The sequence below is a fragment of the Sphingomonas chlorellae genome (assembly GCF_056485145.1).
In genome coordinates, this window is record NZ_JBQXXM010000001.1 from 1,128,124 (window position 1) to 1,150,075 (window position 21,952).

At 70.0% G+C, this 21,952-nt stretch carries 18 protein-coding genes and 1 tRNA gene; 8 read left to right on the plus strand and 11 right to left on the minus strand.

The window, feature by feature from the left end; genetic code table 11:
* Positions 1-9: 9 nt before the first annotated feature.
* Entirely contained in the window at positions 10-615 is a 606-nt protein-coding gene (locus ACT3CF_RS05230) for a TetR/AcrR family transcriptional regulator (protein WP_478420875.1), read from the minus strand.
* 61 nt (positions 616-676) lie between these two features.
* Here ACT3CF_RS05230 and ACT3CF_RS05235 point away from each other — a divergent pair, with 61 nt between their 5' ends.
* Entirely contained in the window at positions 677-1,531 is an 855-nt protein-coding gene (locus ACT3CF_RS05235; protein ID WP_478420876.1) for a metal-dependent hydrolase, read from the plus strand.
* Between the two features lie 73 nt (positions 1,532-1,604).
* Here the strand turns inward: ACT3CF_RS05235 and ACT3CF_RS05240 are convergent, their stop codons facing one another.
* From ACT3CF_RS05240 to hspQ, 4 genes are all read right to left on the minus strand, one after another.
* Entirely contained in the window at positions 1,605-2,165 is a 561-nt protein-coding gene (locus ACT3CF_RS05240; protein WP_478420877.1) for a GNAT family N-acetyltransferase, read from the minus strand.
* A 171-nt stretch (positions 2,166-2,336) separates the two neighbouring features.
* Entirely contained in the window at positions 2,337-2,606 is a 270-nt protein-coding gene (gene rpmA, locus ACT3CF_RS05245; protein WP_478420878.1) for a 50S ribosomal protein L27, read from the minus strand.
* A gap of 34 nt (positions 2,607-2,640) precedes the next feature.
* Positions 2,641-2,949 carry a 50S ribosomal protein L21 gene (gene rplU, locus ACT3CF_RS05250; protein ID WP_478420879.1) on the minus strand — a complete coding sequence of 103 codons (309 nt, stop codon included), beginning with the start codon at positions 2,947-2,949 and terminating at the stop codon, positions 2,641-2,643.
* 217 nt (positions 2,950-3,166) lie between these two features.
* The gene (gene hspQ / locus ACT3CF_RS05255; RefSeq protein WP_478420881.1) at positions 3,167-3,553 is read right to left on the minus strand and encodes a heat shock protein HspQ; all 387 of its coding nucleotides are present in this window, start codon (positions 3,551-3,553) and stop codon (positions 3,167-3,169) included.
* A gap of 147 nt (positions 3,554-3,700) precedes the next feature.
* Between hspQ and ACT3CF_RS05260 the strand changes: the two genes are divergently transcribed.
* The 3 genes from ACT3CF_RS05260 to ACT3CF_RS05270 all read left to right on the plus strand — a co-directional run bounded on the left by ACT3CF_RS05260 (position 3,701) and on the right by ACT3CF_RS05270 (position 5,579).
* Positions 3,701-3,790 (plus strand) — tRNA-Ser (locus tag ACT3CF_RS05260).
* 206 nt (positions 3,791-3,996) lie between these two features.
* Positions 3,997-4,341 carry a YciI family protein gene (locus tag ACT3CF_RS05265; protein ID WP_478420883.1) on the plus strand — a complete coding sequence of 115 codons (345 nt, stop codon included), beginning with the start codon at positions 3,997-3,999 and terminating at the stop codon, positions 4,339-4,341.
* Positions 4,338-5,579, plus strand: coding sequence for an RNA polymerase sigma factor (locus ACT3CF_RS05270; RefSeq protein WP_478420885.1), 1,242 nt, complete (start codon positions 4,338-4,340; stop codon positions 5,577-5,579). The genes ACT3CF_RS05265 and ACT3CF_RS05270 overlap by 4 nt, the downstream gene beginning before the upstream one ends.
* On the opposite strand, the gene phnX is transcribed toward ACT3CF_RS05270, so the two are convergent.
* Genes phnX through ACT3CF_RS05295 form a run of 5 tightly spaced genes read right to left on the minus strand, consistent with a single transcriptional unit; the run spans position 5,576 to position 11,815 of the window.
* A complete protein-coding gene (gene phnX / locus ACT3CF_RS05275) occupies positions 5,576-6,373 on the minus strand; it encodes a phosphonoacetaldehyde hydrolase (RefSeq protein ID WP_478420886.1) in 798 nt (265 codons plus the stop codon). The two genes, ACT3CF_RS05270 and phnX, sit on opposite strands and share 4 nt — an antisense overlap.
* A gap of 25 nt (positions 6,374-6,398) precedes the next feature.
* Positions 6,399-7,520: a TIGR03364 family FAD-dependent oxidoreductase gene (locus tag ACT3CF_RS05280; RefSeq protein ID WP_478420887.1), complete on the minus strand. Its 1,122-nt coding sequence runs from the start codon at positions 7,518-7,520 to the stop codon at positions 6,399-6,401.
* Positions 7,513-8,835 carry a DUF5690 family protein gene (locus ACT3CF_RS05285; RefSeq protein ID WP_478420888.1) on the minus strand — a complete coding sequence of 441 codons (1,323 nt, stop codon included), beginning with the start codon at positions 8,833-8,835 and terminating at the stop codon, positions 7,513-7,515. Before ACT3CF_RS05285 ends, ACT3CF_RS05280 begins: the two co-directional genes overlap by 8 nt.
* A 47-nt stretch (positions 8,836-8,882) precedes the next feature.
* On the minus strand, positions 8,883-9,674 hold the full coding sequence (locus ACT3CF_RS05290) for an acid phosphatase (RefSeq protein WP_478420889.1): 792 nt from the start codon (positions 9,672-9,674) through the stop codon (positions 8,883-8,885).
* Entirely contained in the window at positions 9,671-11,815 is a 2,145-nt protein-coding gene (locus ACT3CF_RS05295) for a phosphocholine-specific phospholipase C (protein WP_478420890.1), read from the minus strand. The genes ACT3CF_RS05290 and ACT3CF_RS05295 overlap by 4 nt, the downstream gene beginning before the upstream one ends.
* A gap of 142 nt (positions 11,816-11,957) precedes the next feature.
* Here ACT3CF_RS05295 and ACT3CF_RS05300 point away from each other — a divergent pair, with 142 nt between their 5' ends.
* The 3 genes from ACT3CF_RS05300 to ACT3CF_RS05310 all read left to right on the plus strand — a co-directional run bounded on the left by ACT3CF_RS05300 (position 11,958) and on the right by ACT3CF_RS05310 (position 16,751).
* A complete protein-coding gene (locus ACT3CF_RS05300; RefSeq protein WP_478420892.1) occupies positions 11,958-12,512 on the plus strand; it encodes an HD domain-containing protein in 555 nt (184 codons plus the stop codon).
* A 382-nt stretch (positions 12,513-12,894) separates the two neighbouring features.
* Positions 12,895-15,867 (plus strand): TonB-dependent receptor, encoded by a 2,973-nt coding sequence (locus ACT3CF_RS05305; protein ID WP_478420894.1) that lies wholly within the window; start codon positions 12,895-12,897, stop codon positions 15,865-15,867.
* A 131-nt stretch (positions 15,868-15,998) separates the two neighbouring features.
* A complete protein-coding gene (locus ACT3CF_RS05310; RefSeq protein ID WP_478420896.1) occupies positions 15,999-16,751 on the plus strand; it encodes a UTRA domain-containing protein in 753 nt (250 codons plus the stop codon).
* 113 nt (positions 16,752-16,864) lie between these two features.
* Here ACT3CF_RS05310 and ACT3CF_RS05315 read toward each other — a convergent pair whose 3' ends face one another.
* Positions 16,865-18,388, minus strand: coding sequence for a fumarate hydratase (locus ACT3CF_RS05315; protein WP_478420898.1), 1,524 nt, complete (start codon positions 18,386-18,388; stop codon positions 16,865-16,867).
* Between the two features lie 201 nt (positions 18,389-18,589).
* On the opposite strand from ACT3CF_RS05315, the gene ACT3CF_RS05320 reads away from it, so the two are divergent.
* A complete protein-coding gene (locus ACT3CF_RS05320) occupies positions 18,590-21,931 on the plus strand; it encodes a PAS-domain containing protein (protein ID WP_478420900.1) in 3,342 nt (1,113 codons plus the stop codon).
* The last annotated feature ends 21 nt before the right edge of the window (positions 21,932-21,952 follow it).

Consider the following 21,952-nt stretch of genomic DNA (forward strand, 5'->3'; position numbering starts at 1 on the left):
CGCCGCGCGTCAGCCCTGGACCGCGCCCGCCGGCGCCGCCGCCGCCCAGTCCCGCAACTGACGCACCGCGATTTCGCGCGCCCGATCGCGCGGCAGCCCCAGCGCGCGCGCCATCGGCCCGCCGAGCAGCGCATCGCCGAGCGCCATCAATGTGATCTGAAGCGTGCGTTCGCGCAGCGCCTCAGGCCCCAGCGCATCGGTAGGGCCGATTTCGTCGAGCAGGCGGTGGATCGCCTCGAGAATCGGGTCGAGCGCATCCTCGTTGCCGTTGAGCAGCATCCAGCTGGCGAGCGCGCCCGCGCCTTCGCGATCGAAGGCGTCGAAGGCGAGTTCGACCACCTCGCGCGGATCCTCGTCCTGCTCGCGCGAACGGAGCACCGCCGCCCCGATCTTGGCGGTGACACAGGCGGCCAGGCGCGCGGCAAGCGCCTTTTGCAGCCCCGCGGCGCTGCCGAAATGATGGAGCAGATTGGCATGGGTGCGCCCCATCGCCGCAGCAACGGCCTTGAGCGTCACCGCCTGCGGCCCCGATTCGAGCAGCAGCGTCCGGGCCGCCTCAAGCGCCGCGTCGCGCGATTCTTCGGGCGAGAGACGCTTGCGTGCATTTTTTGACATTGGTGTTAATATCACCATCGGCTTCTGGTAAAAAGGAAGCGAACGCTAGTGGAGCAATTGCATGCCGAAAGCAAAGACTCCTGCCAAGGTCACCATCACGCCGCGCGACCGGCGCTTTGGTCGAGGCGTAGACCAGCGGCGATGGTGGCTGGATGACGACCCCGTCGCGACCGCATTTTACAATGCGCTTTCAGTCACTTTTCCGAAGGGAGAGGGCTTTTTCATCGACAGCGTGCGCCAGTTTCGTGCCGGCGTGCCGCCGCGCCTCGATGCCGAGATCGCGGCGTTCATCCGACAGGAAGTGGTGCACAGCCGCGAGCATCTGGCGTTCAACCGCCATGTGACGCAGCAGGGCTATGTCGTTGACTCGCTCGAAGCCGATGTCGACAAGCAGCTTGCGCTGGCGCGCACGCGGCCGCCGATCGCGAGCCTGGCGGCGACGATGTGCCTGGAGCATTTCACGGCGATCCTGGCGCACGAACTGCTCGCCGATCCGCGCCACCTGAAGGGCGCCGACCCGCACGCGGCGGCGCTGTGGCGCTGGCACGCGGTCGAGGAGATCGAGCACAAGGGCGTCGCCTATGACACCTGGCTGCACGCCACGCGCGATTGGAGCCGGTGGCAGCGGTGGCGGATGAAGGCGAGCGTGATGCTGCTCACCAGCGTTCATTTCTTCAACGGGCGGCGGCGCGGCATCCTGGAGTTGTTGCGGCAGGACGGGCTGCGCGGCCCGCGCATCTGGTGGCGGCTGTTCTGGTATGCCTTTGGCACGCCGGGGCTCGCGCGGCGCGTGGCGGGACAGTATCTGGCGTTCTTCATGCCTGGCTTCCACCCGTGGCAGCATGATGACCGCCATCTGCTCGTGGCGGCCGACGACCCGGCGCTGGCGGGGCAGCCGGTGCCCGCCCGGTCGTGACGGCACCGGCCCCGCCGCACGGCAGCGGCCGGCGGCGGGGCAGGGCGGAGAGCGGCCGGAATCCGGCCGAGGGTCAGGCGGCGATACGTTCGATCCCGTGGCATCGATCGGGCGCATCGGCCTGAAGATCGAGTTCGAACAGCACGCTGGCGACCTCGCATCCGCGCGCGCGGGCAAAACGCGGCACCACCGCCCCGGTCGGACGGAAGCCGAGCTTGCGGAGCACGCGCCCCGAGGCGGGGTTGTCGATGAAATGTTCGGCGACGAGCCGCTTGAGCCGCAGCGATTCGCGCGCCATCCGCACGACGCCTGCCGCCGCCTCGGTCGCATAGCCGCGCCCCCAGGCGGCGGGGGTGAGCCAATAGCCGAGCGCATGGCTGCCGTCGTCGCGGGCGTTGATGCCGGTTGCGCCGATCAGCCGGACCTCCGGTCCCACATGTTCGAAGATCAGCAGCGCCGGATAGCGCGCCTCGCGCTGCGCGGCGAGAAACGCCTGCGCCTCGGTCAACTCATAGGGCCAGGGAACCTGCGCCAGCCGCTCGCAAACCTGGGCATGGCCGATCGCGCGGGCGATCGCGGGGGCATCCTCGTTCCAGCCGGGCCTTAATGTCAGTCTCTGCGTACGCACGAACATGACCACTCTCCTCGGTCTCGGCGCGCCCATGCCCGTTTTCAGTGACGGCCATGCGACAGCGCGGGTGGAGGGAGCACGAAAAAAGGGAGCCGGGGCGACCCGTCTCCCTTTTTGCGTTGGTCCGTGCGGACCCGGGTCGCCCTGGTGGGCAACCCGGCCGGTTGCCCGATGTTACTCGGCAGCCTCCGCAATCATTTCCACCGAGCAGAACTTGCGGCCAAGCTTGCCTTCCTTGAACGACACGCGGCCGTTCACGAGCGCGAAAAGGGTATGGTCCTTGCCCATGCCCACGTTCACGCCCGGATAGAATTTGGTGCCGCGCTGACGCACGAGAATGTTGCCGGCGACGACGGCTTCGCCACCGAACTTCTTCACGCCGAGACGACGGCCCGCAGAGTCGCGACCGTTGCGGGACGAACCGCCTGCCTTCTTATGTGCCATTTCCTAAACTCCTCGATCTCGAACCGCGCGTGCCTTAACCTTCCTGCCCGCCGATGGCGGTGATCTTCAGGATGGTGTGCTGCTGACGGTGGCCGTTGCGACGACGATAGTTGTGGCGGCGGCGCTTCTTGAAGATGATGACCTTTTCACCCTTCGCCTGCGCGATGATCTCCGCCGAAACGGTCAGACCCTGGGTGGGCTTCAGTTCGCTGCCTTCACCGGCGAGCAGAACGTCGCCCAGCGTGATGGTCGAACCGGCTTCGCCCTCGAGCTTCTCGACGACGATCTTGTCTCCCGCGGCAACGCGATACTGCTTGCCGCCCGTGCGCACGACTGCGAACATGGCTTTCTTCTCAACCCAAAATGCGTGTGCCCGCGCGGGCAGCACCCGAGCAGGAAGGAAAGGCGCACCTAAGGTAAGGCAGGGTTCGAGTCAACCGCCAACGGGGGCGCGGGGGGCAATTTATGCCGCCCCGCCGGGTGGCCGGCGTCCGGACGCGGCGGCGATGCGCCGCGTCGCGCGCGCTTCGGCCGCGCCTACGCCTTAATGGCGGTGCCGGTTAATGGCGGTGCTGGGGCTTCAGCCGGTAGCGACCGTCATCGTCCTCGTTGAACAGATCGCGAATCGCGGGGTGGTCGACGGGCTCGCCGCTGTCGTCGGCCTCGAGGTTCTGCTGGCTGACATAGGCGACATAGCTCGCCTCCGCATTTTCGGCGAGGATATGGTAGAAGGGCTGGTCCTTGCGCGGGCGGACGGCCTCGGGGATCGATTCGTACCATTCGTCGCTGTTGGCGAAGACCGGGTCGACATCGAACACCACGCCGCGGAAATCAAAGCTGCGGTGGCGTACCACGTCGCCGATGCCGAAGCGCGCGGTGGCGACTTCGGGGAGCGGCAGCGCGGCGCGCAGGGCGGTGTCGGGCAGGGCGAGATCCGAACGATTCATACAAATAATTTAGGGTGCCGACGGCGAAGGGCAAGAATGACGCTTGCACAACCCGAAACCTTGGGCTAGTGGCGCGCCTCCAATCGACCGGCGCGCCGGTGTCCCGACGGAAATCCCCGACGGAAACCAAGCGTGTCGCCCCATTGCGGAGAGGTGCCGGAGTGGTCGATCGGGGCGGTCTCGAAAACCGTTGTGCGGGTAACCGTACCGAGGGTTCGAATCCCTCCCTCTCCGCCATATGGCTCCCCGCTTCGGCCGGGCATTTCCCGAAAACCGAGTGATAACCGGCCGCTTCGGCGGTCGCGCGTCGATTTGCGTGCCGCATCGGTCCCGTTCGCGACCGATGCGATTTTTTTGCGTGCGGCTGTCGATCCGCGTGCTGTCACCGCGTCTTTCCCGTGCGGGCCGACCGATTATGGTGCCCGATCGGAAGGGGAAGGACGATGAAGTTCGCGCTGTTCATCTATGAAGACGAAGCCGCCTATGGCCCGGAAGAGGACGGCAAGCTGCTGCGCGACCATATCGCGCGGCACCAGGCCTTTGCGCAGGGGCTGGGCGACCGGCGCGTCGGCGGGGCCGGGCTGCGCCCGACCGCGACCGCGACGACGGTGCGGACCGCCGGCGGCGGCAAGCATGTGCATGACGGCCCCTTCGCTGAGGCCAAGGAGCAACTGGGCGGCTTTTACCTGATCGACGTTCCCGACCTGGACGCCGCGCTGGCGATTGCGCGCGAGGTGCCGTTGATCGGCGACGGGTCGATCGAGGTTCGGCCGTTGATCGACGAGTGAACGGCGCCGCACTCGACCGGGTGTTCCGTGCGGCGGGCGGGCGCATCGTCGCCGCGCTCGCCGCGCGCTTTCGCGACCTGTCATGCGCCGAGGACGGCTTTGCCGAAGCCTGTGTCCGGGCGCTGCGCCACTGGCCCGAGCGCGGCATCCCCGACGATCCTGCCGCGTGGCTTTATCGCGTCGCCGAACGCGTGGTGCTCGACCGGCTGCGCCGGGACGCGGTCCGGGCGCGGCAGCCGATGCCGCCGCCGCCCGATCCGGTGCCGAGCGCCGAGGCGATGCTGGCGGCCGACGGCCATGCGATCCCCGACGAGCGGCTGCGGCTGATCTTTATCTGCTGCCACCCGGCGGTGGCGCCCGAATCGCGGGCGGCGTTGACGCTGCGGCTCGTCTGCGGGCTGAGCACCGCCGAGATTGCGCGGGCGCTGCTGATCCCCGAGCCGACGCTGGCGCAGCGGCTGGTCCGGGCCAAGCGCAAGATCGCGCAGGCGGGAATCGCGTTCGAACTGCCCGCGCCCGCGGCCTGGCCCGAGCGGCTGGAAGCGGTGCTCACCACGCTCGAGCTCGCCTATGCCAAGGCGCACGAGGACGCGGCGGGGCGCAGCGCCCATGCCGGCTTTGCGGCGGAGGTGCTGCATCTGACGACGATCCTCACCGCGTTGCTGCCCGACGCGGCCGAGGTGCGCGCGCTGGCGGCGCTGGTGCGCTATGCCGAGGCGCGGCGGCCCGCGCGGCTTGATGCGGCGGGGGGCATGGTGCCGCTGTCCGAACAGGACCCGCAGCGCTTCCGCCGCGCGCTGATCGCGCAGGCCGATGCGCAGGCGGACGCGGCGGGCGCGGCGCTGCTCGACACCCCGCGCGGGGTGCAGGCGGCGCTGCAGCGGGCATGGTGCCGCCGCCGGTCGCTGGCCGAGCCGCCGCCCTGGGCCGAACTGCTCGCGCTTTATGATCGGCTGGTGGCGATACGCGACGACGTGGTGGTGCGGATCAACCGCGCCGTCGTGCTGGCCGAGGTGGCGGGACCGGCGGCGGCGCTTGCCGCGGTCGATGCGCTCGCCGGGCCGGCGACGGAGCGTTACCTGGCATTCCATGCGGTGCGCGCAGACCTGTTGCGACGGCTGGGGCGCATCGCCGCGGCACGCGCGAGCTATGCCGCCGCGCTTGCACTGGCGCCGCCCCCCGCCGAACGCGACTGGCTGGCGCGACAATGTGCGGGGCTGGCGCCGGGCGATGCCTAGCCCTGGAGATATTCGCCGAACGGGCCGGCGAGCAATGCGGGCAGATCGGCGACCGTGTCGATGACGGCATGTGCCCCGGCGGCTAGCAGACGGTCGCGCGCCGCAGCGATGCGCGCCTCGCGCTCCTCGGCGGGAAGCGCCGCGAGTGCGGCCGCGGACAGGCCGACGCCGTTGCCGCTGGCGGCGACGCCGACGGTCCACACGCCGGCGGCCAGCCCCTCGGCGATCCCCACCTCGGCATCGTCGACCTTGACGCAGGCGGAGGCGGGCCAGACGCCGAGCGTGACCAGATTCTGCCACAGCATCAGCGGCGAGGGCCGACCCGCGGGGGTGTCGCCGGCGCAGACGACGCAGTCGGGGCGATAGCCCTGTTCGGCGGCCGCCGGCAGGATGTCGGCCATCATCGCGCGCGTATAGCCGGTGCACGAACCGATGCGGACACCCGCCGCGCGGAGTTGCGCCGCGACCGCGGCGGCGCCGTCGATCAGCGTCGCGCATTCGCGGGCGGCCTCGCGCATCATCGGCTCGATCCGGGCGAACAGCGTGTCGATCTCGTTGTCGCCGGGGGCGTGGCCGTGACGGGCGATCCATTCCCCGGCGATGCGCGGATGGGTGAGCAGCGCGGCGATATGATCGCGCTTTGCCCGACCCATATCGGCCCTCGCCTCGGCCTCCGATACCGGAATCCCGGCATCGGCGAACAGGCGGCACAGCGCGACGACGGGCGCGCGGCTGCCGAAATCGATCATCGTGCCGGCCCAGTCGAACACGACCGCCTTCAGCCCCGGAACCATGCGAATCTCCCCCTTCTGACCGATTTCACCCAAGCAGTTCGTCGACCACGGTTTCGGCGAGCGCGAAGCCGGTGGAGGCGCCGGTGCCGCTGGTGACGACGACGAGCCGCACGCCGGGCGCCGGCGTCCGCACGATGCTGTGCTGCGGTCCGCTGGCATAGGTGCCGATCCACCGCTGCCGGATCGCGGGCGCGGGGCCGAGCACCGCGGCGAACTGCGCCAGCATCGCGGCATCGACCCGATCGTCGCCGAACGGGTCGGGCGTGGCGGCATAGTGGTGACTGTCGCCGACGACGAGGCTGCCGTCGGCGCTCTGCACCGCGATCAGGTGGATGCCGTCGGCGAGGGCCGCGGCCGCGGCGGGCTCCGCGCGGAGCCGGGCCTCGAGCGCCGCCGCCTCGGGCAGTTCGGCGTAACCGAGATAGCGGACCATCGACAGGTCGCTCATCACCGGTGCGGGCAGGCGCCAGCCCGGCGGCGCGAGCCGCAGCATCTGGAGCTTGCAGCGCGTGACCTGCGCCGCGGCGAACAACTCGGGAAACAGCGCCGCGCCGGCATCGCCCGGGCAGACGATGATCGCGGGGGCATCGAAGCGCCCGACGCTGGTGACGACGCGGCCGCTTTCGACATGGTGAACCCCAGCCTGACGCACGAAGCGGACGCCGTGCGCGGCAGCGAGCCAGGCGGCGAGGCGCGGGATCGCTTCGCGCGATTCGACGCGCAGGTCGTGCGGGCTGAACAGCGCGGCGCGCGCGTCGCGGACCATCGGGAAGCGATCGGCGCTCGCGGCGGGGGAGAGACGTTCGCAGTCCTGCCCCATCTCCGTCGCGAGAAACGCGTCGAGCACCGCCTCTGCCTCGGGCCGCTGGGCGACGAGGAGCAGTCCCTGCTGTTCGACCGCGATCCCCGCCTGGGGCGCGACCTCGCGCCAGATCGCGGCGCTGCGGCGGGCGAGGCCATGGACGGTGCCGCGCGCCTGGCCGGTGACGGTGACGAAGCCGAAATTGCGGATCGAGGCGCCGTTCGCCTGGGCGTCACGATCGATCACGGTGACGCGCAGGCCGCGCCGGGCGCAGGCGAGCGCGTGCGCCAGCCCGACGATGCCGGCGCCGACGATCACGACATCGCTGGTGACGGGGTCAGCCATGGGCCGCCTCGCGCGTGGGCGACGGCGTGGCGCGACGGCTGCGCGCGAAGTGGATCGCCGAAGCGATCGTGAACAGCGCGACCGCCGCCGCGGCGGTATAGGCGCAGTCGATGTAGAAGCGGAGCCAGTCCATCTTCGGCTGGGCCAGGCTGCGATAGAGGAGCAGCGCGACGCTGCCCGCATAGCCCGAGGCGTCGGCGATGTAGATGAGGAAGCCCGCATTGCCCGCGCGGCCGATCGCCGCGACCATCCGGTCGAACAGCATCGCGTTGAAGGGCGTATAGGCGAGATAGAGCCCGGCGCCGGTGAGGATCATCCAGGCGAGCGGGGACAGCCACCCCGACTGGAATGCAAGCGTGGCAAGCCCGAGCAGCGCCGCGCCCGCGACGACGAGCGCATGCATCGCGAGCAGCGCGCGCCGGTTGTCGCGCACCAGCATCAGCGCGCCGAGCCCGGCAAGCGAGATCGCGGCGACGGGAAGCTCGCTCGCCGAAAAGACCGAGGCGACGCCGCCGAAGCCCAGTGCCCGCCAGATCTCGGCAGCGAAGCTGTCGCGGAAGTCGCGGATCGCGGTGAGCAGGATATAGCCCGCGACGAGCAGTGCGAGCGCGGTGCCGTGGCCGCGCAGGAAGGCGGCACGATCGGCCCGGTGCATCGGCACGCGTTCGGTCCGTTCGGCGATGTCGCGCGCATCGGGCGGGGGCAGCCGTTCGAGGATCCACAGCGAGACGAGGAGCAGCGGCACGAACACGAGCCCCGTCGCGGCGGGCATCCAGCGTTCGGCGACCCCCGCCTGCATCAGCATCACCGCAACCGACTTCACCACGCCCGACGACAGGATGAAGCTGGCGCACAGCATCGAGCCGAGCAGTTCGGAGGTACGGCGCCCCTCGACATAGCTGAACACCAGCCCCCAGATCATGCCCAGCGGCAGGCCGTTGAGGAACAGGCACAGGATCGTCCAGGGCGGCGGCAGCAGGGCGAACAGGATCAGCGCGAGCCATGACGCGCCGATCAGGCCGAGGATCGCCAGCGCCCGTCCCTGACGCCCGAATTCGGCGATGACGCGGATCCCGATGAACTTCGACGCGGCATAGCCGAACACCTGGGCGATCAGCAGCGCGGTCTTGTAGTCGAGTGCGAAGTCCCAGCCCGCGACATGCTCATAGGTCGCGGCGGCAAAGGGCTTGCGGAAGGCGTACATGGCGAAGTAAGCGCCGAACGCGGCGAGGCCGCCGGCGATCAGCACCGGCCACGAAATCCCGCCCTGTGCGCCCGACGAGGCGGCGTCGTTTTCCGAAAGATCAGCGTCCATGCCGGACTGGTATAGACCAGTTGCGACGCTTTGATGACGCCCGATGCTCACCATGGACGCTGGGCGAGCGTCGCGGTTTCGGCGGCGCACTGGCCGCTGTCCGGACGGGGGGCGGCCGGCGCGAGGCGGGCGAGTTCGGCGCGGGCGGCGGCGAGGTCGCGCCGGAAGGCCGGCCGCGACTGGAGCAGCGCAAAGGTGATCGCCGCCGCCTGCCACCCCGCCTGCACCGCACTGACGCTGTGCGAGCCGCAGACGACGCGGCTTTCGCCATAGCTGCGCGCGCGGGCGAGGATCGGCCCGGCGCGGCCGGGAAGCAGCTGCGCGAGCACGAGTCCTTCGAGCCAGCCATTGGCGGCATGGCCCGAAGGATAGTCGCCATTGGCGGCAAGATGCGCGGTGCGCGGCTCGCAGATCGGCGCGTCGCCGCCGAGATAGGGGCGGCGCACCGCGTAATGCGCCTTGACCGGGCCGACGAGGTCGCCGGTGCCGATGCGGTCGAGCAGCCGGGCCAGCGCCGGCGCGCGATGCGCATCGAGCTGCACACCGATCGCGCAGGCGAAGCGATCGAGCGGGGCGTTGGTGACGTCGTCGGTCGCGATCCGCCAGCGTGCGCTCCCCGCGAGCGCACGCGTCGCGGCGAACACCGCCTGATCGGCGCGCGCCGCCGCGCTGCCCGGGGCGGGCGGCGGCGGCAGGATCGCGATCGCGTCGGGGAGACTGGTGCGCGGGAGATAGGGGCCGTCATCGTTGCCGGCCGGCGCCGCAGCCGTGACGGCGACGACGAGCGGCAGCGCGAGCAGCGGTGCGACGCGGCGGCGCAGGGTAAGCCGCCAGGTCATGCCGTCAGCCGCATGCGGCCGATCGCCGGATCGGTGCGCCCCGCGCGGCCGGTTTCCACCTTGCCGGCGAACCGGCGGAGAAAGGCCGAATCGCCTTCCACGGTGATGCTGAGGTCGTACCAATGGTCGCTGCGGTCGACCCGCCACAGGTCGCGCACCGTCTTGCCCGGAGCCACGGACACGCGGCGGCGGCGGTCGCCGAGCGTCGGATAATCGGGGTCGAGCGCGACCAGGAAGGTTTGGGGCATCGTCCCGTGGTTGTGCAGGGCAATCTCCACCGCGTCCAGATCGGGCCGCGCCAGCGCCTGCGCCTCGCACGCCGGGGCGTCGGCGGCGAAACCGCCGGCCAGCCGGCACCAGAGCCCGTTGGGGCCGCGCAACGTCAGGTCATAGGCGTCGAGCAGCCCGGCGTCGTGCCATTGCTCGCTCGCCAGTTGCGCACCGGCGCCGACCGTATAGTGCCACGGGCCCAGGCTGCCGCGATTGTCGTGCACCGCGATCACGACGCCGGTGATGCCCCCGTTCGTCATCGTGACGCGCAGGCGCCCGGCCGTGGTGATTTCGGACGCGACGGCAACCCGATAAGGCAGCGGCCGGTGCGGGCGCTGCCCCGGCATCTGGCGCGTCGGCACCTGAACCGCGGGAACGGCATTTTCGGTGCCGGCGAGCGATGTCGCGACGCGTTCGCGGAAATCGTCGGTCGCGGGCAGCTTGAGCGCGCGCGTATCGGCGTCGGGATTCGCGAAGTCGAACGCCGACGACAGGTCGCCGCACACGCTGCGCCGCCACGCGCTGATATTGGGCTCGCGCACGCCGAAGCGCTTTTCGAGGAAGCGCAGCACCGAGGTGTGATCGAACAGTTCCGAGCAAACGAAGCCCCCGCGGCTCCAGGGCGAGACGATGATCGCGGGAACGCGGATGCCGAGGCCGATCGGGTGCGTGCCCGCGGCGAGCGGATCGTCGGCGGGGTAGGTCTTTGCCTCGCCGTCGACGGGAACCGTGCTCATGCCCCGGTCGCGGTCGAGCGGCGGCACCGGCGGCGGGACGTGATCGAAAAAGCCGCCGGCCTCGTCATAGTTGAGGATGAACACCGTCCTCGCGAACACCTCCGGATGATCGACCAGCGCCTCGATCAGTCGCGCCGTGATGTGTTCGCCCTTCGAGGGCTCGGCGGTGGGGTGTTCGGAAAGGTCGGCGGCGGTGACGATCCACGAGACCTGGGGCAGCGTGCCGCCGGCCACGTCGCGGCGGAATGCCTCGACCAGTTGCTCGCCGTCCGAGCGCGTGCGGTCGGCGCCGCTTCGGTGCTCGCTCACCCAGGCGCGGCCACGGCGATAGAGCGACGAATCGCGCGCGCAGGGGCGGAAGGGCGGGAACACCGACAGCAGATTGTCGCCGAAATTGTCGTATTCCTGATAGACCTTCCAGTCGACGCCGGCGGCTTCGAGCCGTTCGGCATAGGTCGTCCAGCGATAGGCGTCGGGGCGAAGCGGCTGGTCGGTCGCCATGTCGGCGCTGGGCGTTTCATCCTCGCCGTAATTGTGCATCTGCGGCTCGCCGCCGACCGCACCGCCGCCGTTGCACCCGGTGAACAGGTGCAGCCGGTTGGGATAGGTCTGCGTCATCGTCGAGCAGTGATAGGCGTCGCAGATCGTGAAGGCGTCGGCGAGCGCATAGTAGAAGGGCAGGTCGCCGGGGCCGTAATGGAGCATCCGGTGGTGCAGCTCGCCGCTGTGTCCCCAGCGATCGAAACGGCCGCGGTTGAAGATGTGCGTGTTCTCGCGGTGCGACTGGTCGGCGCCGTCGACCTTGAACGCGCGCGTCGTCTTCGAATCGCCGTGATAGGGCAGGACGTGCCCGTCGGGATGCTGCGGCGAAGGCTGTGCCCAGACGTTGCGCCCGCCGGCCAGGCGGAGCGGGCGAGGGTCGCCAAAGCCGCGTACACCGTTGAGAACGCCGAAATAATGGTCGAACGACCGGTTTTCCTGCATGTGGATGACGACATGCTCGACATCGGCGATCGAGCCGGTGCGGCGGTGCGCGGGAATCGCCAGCGCGCGGTCGATCAGGCCCGTGAGCAGCGTCGTGCCGGCGGCGGTGGCGGACAGGTTCAGAAAATCTCGCCTTGTCGATCCGATCATGGGTTCCCCTCCAACGTCCGACACGCTAGGCGTGCCGCAATCGAGGCTGGTCTAGTCCAGTTTGACGACGGATTCGAGACAGCGACGACGCGCGCCGATGATGGATCGGCACGGTCGCCGGCAAGGCAGGGGTGGCGGACGAATGCAAGCGGATATGGTCGAGGCGATCTTCACCCTGTTCGAGCGATTCGGCGATGCGCATTATGGCGAGCACGCGTCGCAGCGGGCGCATGCGCTGCAGTGCGCCGAGCTGGCGCGGCAGGCGGGATGCGGCCCCGAAATGATCGCCGCGGCGCTGCTCCACGATGTCGGGCAGTTCATGGATGATGCTGGAAACGCGGCAGAATATCGTGGAATCGACGGGCGGCACGAGGTGAGCGGCGCGGCGTTCCTGGCGCGCGCCTTTCCCCCCGAAGTGACCGAGCCGGTGCGGCTGCACGTCGATGCCAAACGCTATCTGTGCGCCGCCGAACCAGGCTATCAGGAGGCGCTGAGCGGGGCGTCGGCGCTGAGCCTGAAGCTGCAGGGCGGGCCGATGGACCCCGCCGAAATGCTGGCGTTCGAGCAGGGGCCGTTCTTTGCCGACGCGGTGCTGCTGCGCCGATTCGACGATCAGGGCAAGCGCCCCGACTGGGTGGTGCCCGGGCTGGACAGCTATCGCACGCTGCTCGGGTCGCTGATCCGCGCCGAAGCCTGAACCCCGCCCAACGGCGGGACGAAGCCCACAAAAACCGCGCCGGACACCGCAGTCCGGCGCGGTTTTTTGTCGTTCGGAGGACGAAAGCCGCAGTTCGGCGCAAAAAATCGCCGATCCGAATCCATGTAGGATTTGCATTGCGAAAAATCATGGAAACGCGGCTTTCGACTGTCACGCGGGCGTAATTTCAAACTGGTTTATACCAGTTGCGTCGCCGAGCGGCGGCGTTTGCGTGAGCCAAGTTCGAAACAGGTCGATCCACCGGGAGCGTCGGGCGACGCGCGCGGCCATCCCCGCGCGCGACGGCGACGACGTGCGCCCGCGCCGGTCGGCCCCCGGCCGCCCCGCCATGGGGCCGCCACCACGATGGGGGAGCTTTCCGATGACCACCGCATCCTTGCACGACCACCGCCGCGCACCGGCCGAGCCGCCGCGCGCACCCGCACCGACGCCCGCCCGCACGATTGCCGCCGACCCGGCCGCGCGGCGCGGGGGGCACCGCCGCACGCTGAGGGCGGGGGCGGTCGCGCTGCTCCTTGCCGGCAGCGCGGCACCCGCGCTGGCGCAGGGGCAGGCGCAGCCTTCGCCCGCGACGCGCGCGCCCGCCCCCGCCGAGACCGAGGCGCAGGGCCAGCGCGGCCCCGCGGCGCACGACGAGACCGACAGCGAGATCCTCGTCACCGGCCAGCGGCTGGGCGTGCTCGCCGCGATCCGCGAGAAGCGCGAGGCCGACAGCGTCGTCGACGTGGTGTCGGCCGACGACCTGGGCAAGCTGCCCGACGCCAATGTCGCCGACGCGATCGCGCGGCTGCCCGGCGTGAGCGTGATCGTCAACCAGGACACGGGCGAGGGCGAATATGTCACCGTGCGCGGCCTGTCGGGCACGTACAACGCGGTGCTGGTCAACGGCGTGCGCGTCGCGCAGACCGACCCGGCGAGCCGCGACGTGTCGCTCAACGTGCTGCCGCCCAACGGGCTGGCGTCGATCCGCGTCACCAAGACGCTGACCCCCGACCAGGACGGCGACGCGATCGGCGGCACGATCGATTTCCGCACGCCGACCGCGTTCGATTTCCGCGAGCCGATGGTGCTGCGCGCCTATGCCAGCGCCGGGCTGAACGGCCGCGCACATTCGGCGGGCGAGGACAGCGCCAATTATCTGGGCCAGCTCGACTTCGGCACGCGCATCGGCGAGCGCGTCGGCGTGTTCGTTTCGGGCTATTACGGCGTCAGCCACGGCAACGGCCAGGAAACCGAGAATGACGGCGAGTGGGAGCCGCACATCTGGCGCAAGGATTCGATCGAGCCGATTTCGGAGCGCAACATGCACCTGCCGGGCATCGACCTCGATTACCGCCGGGTGAAGCAGACGCGCTATGGCGGCAATTTCTCGATCGACTGGCACGGCGACGCGACGCAACTCTATCTGCGCGGCCAGTTCGCGCGCCAGGAACTGCGCGGCACCAACGACACCACCGATTACCGCAACCGCAAGACCCGGCGGCTGACGCAGGTGAACCCCGAGGACACCAGCCTGATCCAGCCCGACCAGGCGGTGATCGGCGTGGGGCCCAAGGGGCGCATCTATAGCTATACCACGCGCCAGATCGTCGATGTCGACGGCGACGGCGCGATCACCGACGCCGACCGCAATTCGAAGCAATACTGGTCGCTGAACGGCCGGTCGGGCGTGTGGAACCCGCAGGCGTTCCAGTTCGCGCGCAATTTTTCGACGATCGACGTCAACCAGACGCTGGGCACGATCGAACTGGGCGGCAAGAGCGACCTCGACGCGCTCCACCTGAGCTATAGCGCCAGCTATAGCGGCGGGCTGCGCCAGGCGCCGGACAACTATTCGATCAGCTATAATTGCGATGCCTGCGCCTATCCGCTGAACGCGACGGGGATCGACTGGGTGTCGAACGACCCGCGCTTCCCGCATGCCAGCCTGCCCGCCTTTGCCGCCAACGTCGAACGCGATTCGTCGTTGCTCCCCTTTGACGGGGCGAGCCATGACCGCTGGAAACAGACCGACGGGCGCGTCGCGCTGAAGCTCGACGCGCGCTATGACATCGGCGGGTGGATCGATCATGTGAGCGCGGGCGTCAAATGGATGCGGTCGTCGCGCCGATACGATTCGACGCCGATCTGGAGCGGCGACCTGACCGGCACGCCGCTGGCGGGCAAAAACCTGAAGGATTCGGGGCTGGTGGAGAAGCAGGTCACCAGCATGCTCAACGGCGAATATTATTATGGCGACATCTTCCGCCGCGCCGCGGTGATCGCCGCGATCGACGCCGCACAGAAGGCGAGCGGATCGACGCCGTCGCCCGACGAGCTGCTGCGCGACGACAAGCGCAACCGCGAGAATGTCTATGCCGGCTATCTGCTCGCGCAGTTCGGCACCGATCCTTTGCGCGTGATCGCGGGCGCGCGCGTCGAGCATCGCCGCACGCACAACGAATTCTGGTCCGACGACGGCGCGGCCCGGGGCTTTGCCACCACCGACCGCAGCACGACGGTGGTGTTGCCGAGCGTCACCGCGATCTGGCAGCCGGCCGACAAGGCGGTGGTGCGCGGCGTGCTGTGGACCGGCTATTCGCCGCCCGAATATGGCAGCGTGGCGGCGAGCCAGTCGATCGGCCGCGATCCCGTCACCAAGGAGATCGTGTCGATCAGCCGCGGCAACCCCGACCTGAAGCCCGCAAAGTCGTACAATGCCGACCTGTCGGTCGAATATTATCCCGACGCGACGAGCGTCGTTTCGGCCGCAGCCTATTTCAAGCACATCGACCATTTCATCTTTACCAACGGCAACCAGGTGAATGCGTCGACGCGGCAGGGGACGATCGAGATCACCGAGCCGAAGAACGGCAAGACGGCCGAGATCTATGGCGTCGAGCTGGGGCTCATCAAGCAGTTCACCGGGCTGGCGGCGCCGTTCGACGGCTTCGGCTTCGAAGGCAATCTGACGTTGCAGCACAGCAGCGCCGAGAGCGGGCTGGATTATCGCAACGGGCAGAAGATGCGGTTCGTCAACACGCCGCACGTTTTGTACAACGCGGCGATCACCTATCAGAAATATGGCTTCGAGATGAAGCTGTCGTACAATTACCGCGGCAAGTATATCGAGGACCTACGCGACAACGCCGTCGACAAGTGGGTGCAGCACAACCGCAGCGTCGACCTGCATACGCGGTACAACATCAACGCGAACCTGGCGGTCGATTTCGACATCGGCAACCTGCTCGACGACTGGAAATACTATACGACCAAGGGCGATAACCCCAGCTATCAGAAGGATTATCTGGAGCCGGGCCGGACCTATATGATGCGGCTGAGCTATCGCTACTGAGCGGGCGCGCGAGCGGGCGGGGGCGTTCCCCCGTCCGCGCTGCCGGGGCGGGAGGCCGGCCTGACCGGTGCGCTTGACCCCGGCGCATCGCCGCTGCCATGCCGGTCGGCGATGCGCACGGACGATCGAGCATGACCCTGACCGAACCGGCCGCGACCGCGGGCGCGGCGAACGACGGCCCGCAATATCTGGCGCTGCGCGACCAGATCGCGACCAACATCCAGATGGGGCGGCTCGCGCCGGGCACCAAGCTGCCGTCCGAGCGGCGGATGCAGAGCGACACCGGCACCGCGCGCGGCACGATCCGCGAGGCGCTGTTCCAGCTCGAGGCGGAGGGCATGATCTATCGCCGTGACCGCAGCGGCTGGTACGTCTCGCCGCCGCCCGTCACCTATGACCCGACGCGCTGGGCGGGGTTCATGACCTATGTCGCCGAACAGGGGCGGACGCCGTCGACCGAGACGCTGGCCAAGGACAGCGTGCCCGCGGCGCCGGCGATCGCCGACATCTTTCGCGTCGCGCCGGGGACGCCGCTCTATGCGATCACGCGGCGGCGCGCGATCGACGGGCGGCCCGTGCTGGTCGAACGGATCATGGTCGACCCCGCGCTGGCGCCGGGATTGCCGGGCGAGATGCTCGACGGATCGCTGACGCAGATCCTGAGCGGCCGCTATGGCCTGACCGCGGTGCGCAACCGCGTCGACATGCGCCCGTGCGCGCTCGTCAAGTTCGCCGCCGACGCGCTGGGCGTGAAGCCGGGGACGCCGGGGCTGCTGGTGGTGCGCACCAGCCTCGACGCGCAGGGGCGGGTGATCGAATATGACCAGGAATATTGGCGGCACGATTCGATCCGCGTGCATGTGGACCTGAGCGTCCGCAGTTGAGGTTCACGGCTGACGGCCGATGGCTCACGGCTGGCGGCGCGCGGCCATGAAAAAGGGGGACGCCCGGCGGGCGCCCCCCGTTTCGCGATGCGGACCGCCCGCGGGCGGCGCGATCAGGCGGTGGCGGCCGCCGCCTGCTGACGCGCGATCTTTTCGCGCCAGACGAGCGGGCCGAGATGGTGGACCGACTGGCCCTCGCTGTCGACGGCGACGGTGACGGGGAAGTCCTGAACCTCGAACTCGTAGATCGCCTCCATCCCGAGATCCTCGAAACCGACGACGCGCGAGCCCTTGATCGCGCGCGCGACGAGATAGGCCGCGCCGCCGACCGCCATCAGATAGGCCGACTGGTGGTCGCGGATCGCGTCGATCGCGGCGGGGCCGCGTTCGGCCTTGCCGACCATCGCGAGCAGCCCCTGTTCGAGCATCATCCGCGTGAACTTGTCCATGCGCGTCGCGGTGGTGGGGCCGGCCGGGCCGACGACTTCCTCACCCACCGGATCGACCGGGCCGACATAGTAGATGACGCGGCCGCGGAACTCGACGGGCAGTTCCTCGCCGCGCGCGAGCATGTCGGCGATACGCTTGTGCGCCGCGTCGCGGCCGGTGAGCATCTTGCCGTTGAGCAGCAGCCGGTCGCCGTGCTTCCAGCTCTTGACCACCTCCGGCGTGAGCTGGTCGAGATCGACGCGGCGCGCCGAGGCGTCGGGCGTCCAGTGGACCTGCGGCCATTCGGAGAGCTTGGGCGCTTCGAGATAGCTCGGCCCCGAACCGTCGAGCGTGAAGTGCGCGTGGCGCGTCGCGGCGCAGTTGGGGATCATCGCCACCGGCTTCGACGCGGCGTGCGTCGGCCAGTCGAGGATCTTGACGTCGAGCACGGTGGCGAGGCCGCCGAGCCCCTGCGCGCCGATGCCGAGCGCGTTGACCTTGTCGTGCAGTTCGATGCGCAGCGCCTCGATCTCGTTCTGCGGGCCGCGCGCCTTGAGCTGGGCCATGTCGATCGAGCCCATCAGCGACTGCTTGGCGAGCAGCATCGCCTTTTCGGCGGTGCCGCCGATGCCGATGCCCAGCATCCCCGGCGGGCACCAGCCGGCGCCCATCTGGGGCACCATTTCGAGCACCCAGTCGACGATCGAGTCGCTGGGGTTCATCATCTTGAACTTCGACTTGTTCTCGGAACCGCCGCCCTTGGCCGCGACGTCGACATGCACCTTGTCGCCGGGCACCATCTCGACATGCAGCACGCTGGGCGTGTTGTCGCGCGTGTTGCGGCGCGAGAAGGCGGGATCGGCGAGGATCGAGGCGCGCAGGCGGTTTTCGGGGTTGAGATAGGCGCGGCGGACGCCTTCATCGACGACCTCCTGCAGGCTCTTGTCCGATTCAAGCCGGCAGTCCTGGCCCCATTTGACGAACACGGTGACGATGCCCGTGTCCTGGCAGATCGGGCGGTGCCCCTCGGCGCACATGCGGCTGTTGGTGAGGATCTGCGCGATCGCGTCCTTGGCGGCCGGGCTTTGCTCCGCGGCATAGGCGTCGCCCAGCGCGCGGATATAATCCATCGGGTGATAGTAGCTGATGAACTGGAGCGCGTCGGCGACGCTCTCGATCAGGTCTGCTTCGCGGATGATCGTGGTCATGGCGGGCTTCCTTAGGAGCCGATGGCGGCGAATGCAATTTGGGATGGCACCGGGGGGTGCGGTGAAACTTTGTGTCGCGGGCCGGTGCAGGCGGGCCGGGACTTGCGCGGGGTTGCGCGGCGCGGCGCGGGGGGCGATGCTGGCCCGTGCAGAGACGCGCGGGGACGCCGCGGCAACGCCATGGGAGGAGAAGGGCCGGGGATGGGATCGCTTGCGCTGATCCTGATCGCGCTGGGGTTCGTGGGGCTGCTCTATGCGCTGGCGGCGCTGGTCGAGCGGCACCGGCACCGCGTGGCGACCGACCCGATCCGGCGGCACGCCTATGCGCTGTCGCTTGCGGTCTATTGCTCGAGCTGGACCTTTTACGGCGCGGTGGGGACCGCGGCGCTCGACGGGTGGAGCTATCTGCCGATCTATCTGGGGCCGGCGCTGGTGCTGCTGTTCGCGCCGCGGCTGCTCGAGCGGCTGGTGCGCGCGGCGCAGGCCGACGGCGCGTCGGCGATTTCGGACTTCATCGGATCGCGCTTTTCGAAGAGCCGGGGCGTCGCGGCGCTGGTGACGCTGACCGCGGTGCTGGGGATCATCCCCTATATCGCGCTGCAACTGCGTTCGGTGGGGTCGGCCTATGCCATCCTGAGCGGCGGCGGGAGCGCGGGCGCGGCGATGGCGACGACCGCGGGCGTGCTGGCGCTGTTTGCGCTGCTGTTCGGCGCGCGGCGATACGAGGCGGCGGGGCGCAACGAGGGGCTGGTGTTCGCCACCGCGCTCGAATCGCTGGTCAAGCTCGCCGCGTTCGTCGCGGTGGCGGCGCTGGCGGTCGCGCTGATGGCGCGCGCGCCCGACGCGGTGGCGCAGGTGGGGCTGGTGCGGCTGCGCGACGCGTTTGCGCCGAGCCGGCTGGGGCTGGAGCAGATCGTCATCACCGTGCTGTCGATGTCGGCGATCCTGTGCCTGCCGCGCCAGTTCTATATGGGCGTGATCGAGGCGCGCGGGCCGACCGACCTGCGCCGCGCGCGCTGGCGCGTCGCGATCTATCTGATGGTGATGAGCGCGGCGGTGGTGCCGATCGCGCTTGCCGGGCTGACCTTCGTTCCGCCGAACGCGCCCGCCGACCAGTTCGTGCTGATGCTGCCGATCGCGGTGGGATCGCCGGTGCTGACCGCCGCGGCGTTCATCGGCGGCTTTTCGGCGGCGACGGCGATGGTCGTCGTCGAATCGGTCGCGCTGGCGACGATGGTGTCGAACGACCTGATCGCCCCCGTGCTGCTGCGCAGCCCGCGGCTTTCGGGCGAGGCGCAGCTCGGCCATGTGCTGATGGGCGTGCGGCGCGTGTCGATCGTGCTGGTGATCGCCGCGGCGCTGTTCTGGGGCCTCAACGTGCGCACCGACGAGCGGCTGGCGTCGATCGGGCTGATCGCCTTTACCGCGCTGATCCAGCTTGCCCCCTATCTGTTGCTCGCGGTGCGCGGGGCGGGGCAGGACGCGCTGGCGGCGAAGGCGGGGCTGATCGGCGGGCTGGCGCTGTGGCTGTTCACGCTGGCGCTGCCGCCGGTGCTGCCGGGCGCGTGGATGGCCGCGCTGAGCGGCGGGGCGTTCGACCCGCACAAGCTGCTGGGCATCGGCAACGCGCCGCCGCTGGTGCACGGCGTCGCGTGGAGCCTGGGCGCCAACCTGGCGCTGTTCGGGCTGGTCGGCACGCTGCGCCGCACCGCGCGCGCGCCGCGTATCCTGAAGCCGAGCAACCGCATCGGCGTGGTGAGCGACCTGGCCGAACTGTCGGCCTTTGTCGCGCGCTTCGTCGGCGAGCCGCGCGTCGCCGAGCTGTTCCCCGAGCGCGCCCCCGGCCGGCGGATCGAGCGCGCCGATGCCCGCCGCGCCGAACGCGCGATCGCGGCGGTGGTGGGCGCAGCGTCGGCGCATGCGCTGATGGCGTCGGCGCTGGCGGGCACGCGGCTGAGCCACGAGGACGTCGCGCGGATGCTCGACGAGGGCGGGCAGAGCCTGCAATTCTCGAAGGGGCTGCTCGCCGCGACGCTGGAGAATATCGACCCGGGCGTGAGCGTGATCGACGGCGACCAGCGGCTGATCGCGTGGAACAGCCGTTACATGGAGCTGTTCGCCTATCCCGAGGGGATGGTGCATGTCGGCCGCCCGATCGCCGACCTGATCCGCTTCAACGCCGAGCGCGGCGAGTGCGGGCCGGGCGAGATCGAGGCGCATGTCGAGCGGCGGCTGATGCACCTGCGCCGCGGCGTGCCGCACAGCTTCGAACGCATCCGCCCCGACGGGCGCGTCATCAAGACCGTGGGCGGGCCGATGCCCGGCGGCGGTTATGTGATGTGCTTTACCGACATCACCGCCGAGGCGCAGGCGCGCGCCGAGCTGGAACGCGCGCGCGCCGCGCTCGAATCACGCGTCGCCGAACGCACCGCCGAGCTGACGCGGCTCAACGCCGAACTGGCCGCCGCGACGCGCGACAAGACGCGGTTCCTGGCGGCGGCAAGCCACGACCTGCTCCAGCCGCTCCACGCCGCGCGGCTATTCTGCACCGCGCTCGACCGCCAGCTCGACCCGCGCGGGCGCGTGCTGCTGGGCCGGATCGACCGCTCGATCGACGCCGCCAACGAACTGCTGCGCGCGCTGCTCGACATCTCCAAGCTCGACGCCGGGGGCGTGGTGCCGCGCCCCGAGCCGCTGCGGCTGCGCCCGCTGCTCGCCGAGGTGGTCGAGGGGTTCCGCCCGCTCGCCGACGAAAAGGGGCTGGCGCTGCGGCTGGGGCCGGGCGACGGCGTGGTCGAGACCGACCCGGTGTTGTTGCGCTCGATCGTCCAGAACTTCGTCTCGAACGCGGTGCGCTATACCGAGCGCGGCGGCATCCTGGTGGGGATCCGGCGGCGCGAGGGGCGGATGGCGGTGGAGGTGTTCGATACGGGCGTGGGGATCGCGCCCGAGCAGCAGGCGATCATCTTTCGCGAGTTCGAGCGGCTGGGCAATACCGGCGAGTCGGGCATCGGGCTGGGGCTCGCGATCGTCGAGCGGACCGCCGCGTTGCTGGGCGCGGGCGTGACGCTGCGGTCGGTGCCGGGGCGGGGGAGCGCGTTCGGCGTGCGGCTGCCCGCCAGCCCGGCCGAGCCGGCGGCGCCGCCCGCGCGGCTGGCCCGCGCGCTGGGAACCGGGATGGTGCCGCGCCGCGTGCTGGTGGTCGACGACGATCCCGACATCGTCGATGCCACCGTGGCCGCGCTGCGCGCCGCCGGGCACGAGCCGCTGCCCGCGCCATCGCCCGCCGCGGCGCTGGCGACCGTGGGCGACGCCGAGATCGCGCTCGTCGATTTCCACCTGGGCGCGGCGATCGACGGGATCGAGCTGATCGGGCGGCTGCGCGTGCGCAACCGGGCGTTGCGCGCCGCGCTGGTGACCGCCGACACCGCCCCCGCGACGCTGGCGCGCGCGGCGGCGGCGGGAATCCCGGTGTTCGCCAAGCCGATCCCGGCCGACGCGCTGGCGAGCTTTCTGGCCGAGGCCGCCGTCGGCGCGGCGTGACGCGCGGCGTGGCGACCGCGG

Excerpts from the sequence above, each read along its gene's own strand:
- ACT3CF_RS05230 (WP_478420875.1), bottom strand. The coding sequence starts at position 615 with ATGTCAAAAAATGCACGCAAGCGTCTCTCGCCCGAAGAATCGCGCGAC.
- ACT3CF_RS05235 (WP_478420876.1), top strand. The coding sequence starts at position 677 with ATGCCGAAAGCAAAGACTCCTGCCAAGGTCACCATCACGCCGCGCGAC.
- ACT3CF_RS05240 (WP_478420877.1), bottom strand. The coding sequence starts at position 2,165 with ATGTTCGTGCGTACGCAGAGACTGACATTAAGGCCCGGCTGGAACGAG.
- rpmA (WP_478420878.1), bottom strand. The coding sequence starts at position 2,606 with ATGGCACATAAGAAGGCAGGCGGTTCGTCCCGCAACGGTCGCGACTCT.
- rplU (WP_478420879.1), bottom strand. The coding sequence starts at position 2,949 with ATGTTCGCAGTCGTGCGCACGGGCGGCAAGCAGTATCGCGTTGCCGCG.
- hspQ (WP_478420881.1), bottom strand. The coding sequence starts at position 3,553 with ATGAATCGTTCGGATCTCGCCCTGCCCGACACCGCCCTGCGCGCCGCG.
- ACT3CF_RS05265 (WP_478420883.1), top strand. The coding sequence starts at position 3,997 with ATGAAGTTCGCGCTGTTCATCTATGAAGACGAAGCCGCCTATGGCCCG.
- phnX (WP_478420886.1), bottom strand. The coding sequence starts at position 6,373 with ATGGTTCCGGGGCTGAAGGCGGTCGTGTTCGACTGGGCCGGCACGATG.
- ACT3CF_RS05280 (WP_478420887.1), bottom strand. The coding sequence starts at position 7,520 with ATGGCTGACCCCGTCACCAGCGATGTCGTGATCGTCGGCGCCGGCATC.
- ACT3CF_RS05285 (WP_478420888.1), bottom strand. The coding sequence starts at position 8,835 with ATGGACGCTGATCTTTCGGAAAACGACGCCGCCTCGTCGGGCGCACAG.
- ACT3CF_RS05290 (WP_478420889.1), bottom strand. The coding sequence starts at position 9,674 with ATGACCTGGCGGCTTACCCTGCGCCGCCGCGTCGCACCGCTGCTCGCG.
- ACT3CF_RS05295 (WP_478420890.1), bottom strand. The coding sequence starts at position 11,815 with ATGATCGGATCGACAAGGCGAGATTTTCTGAACCTGTCCGCCACCGCC.
- ACT3CF_RS05300 (WP_478420892.1), top strand. The coding sequence starts at position 11,958 with ATGCAAGCGGATATGGTCGAGGCGATCTTCACCCTGTTCGAGCGATTC.
- ACT3CF_RS05305 (WP_478420894.1), top strand. The coding sequence starts at position 12,895 with ATGACCACCGCATCCTTGCACGACCACCGCCGCGCACCGGCCGAGCCG.
- ACT3CF_RS05310 (WP_478420896.1), top strand. The coding sequence starts at position 15,999 with ATGACCCTGACCGAACCGGCCGCGACCGCGGGCGCGGCGAACGACGGC.
- ACT3CF_RS05315 (WP_478420898.1), bottom strand. The coding sequence starts at position 18,388 with ATGACCACGATCATCCGCGAAGCAGACCTGATCGAGAGCGTCGCCGAC.
- ACT3CF_RS05320 (WP_478420900.1), top strand. The coding sequence starts at position 18,590 with ATGGGATCGCTTGCGCTGATCCTGATCGCGCTGGGGTTCGTGGGGCTG.